The organism is Vibrio sp. 1078-1 (assembly GCF_033340475.1).
Window position 1 is genome coordinate 1 of the sequence record NZ_JAWOWM010000409.1, and the last position, 672, is coordinate 672.

At 47.0% G+C, this 672-nt stretch carries 2 pseudogenes; both read right to left on the reverse strand.

Annotation, left to right across the window (positions count from 1 at the left end):
- A pseudogene (locus R7190_RS27875) lies at positions 1–156 on the reverse strand (MSHA biogenesis protein MshM); the annotation flags it as partial.
- Positions 157–199: 43 nt separating this feature from the next.
- Positions 200–672 (reverse strand): annotated as a pseudogene (locus R7190_RS27880) (pilus (MSHA type) biogenesis protein MshL); the annotation flags it as partial.

Consider the following 672-nt stretch of genomic DNA (forward strand, 5'->3'; position numbering starts at 1 on the left):
AACTTCACCTGTCACCTTAATCACGCCTTCTCCCATCTGCACGGCGGCTAAGATGGTTTGAATCGCCTCATAGTGAGGCACTAACCCCAAAAACATTTCCGTATTAGGGGTCAGTGAGAAAGGTTGAACTCGAAATCCAAAATGCGACAAGTACATAACGAATCACAAACTCTTTGAAAAGCTGACGTTTCTTCTGCGCTTATTGCGCATCAGGGAACCACTCTTGCAGCAAATCACGCGAGCGCTCTAGCTCTTTTTGCCAAGAGTTCACGCCAACAACGGTCGGTTTAAGCAGAATAACTAGCTCGGTTTTTTGCGTCACATTCGAAGTGTTGCGGAACAAGTGACCCAGAGCTGGCACGTCGCCAAGGAATGGGACTTTTGACACTTGCTCGACATTTTGTTGCTTCATCAAGCCACCGATAACCACTACATCGCCATCTTTCGCACGAATGACCGAATCAGATTCGCGAATCGAGCTTTTTGCCAAAGGCAATTGAATGTTTTGAAAATCACCACCAAGATTTAACTGCTTCACTTCTTCTGTGACTTCAATGACCGCTGGATGCACATGCAAGAACACGTTGCCCTTGTTGTCGATTTGTGGCGTCACATCAAGTGAAATGCCCGAGAAGAATGGCGTCAGTTCGACTTCAGGGACCGCATTAGCGT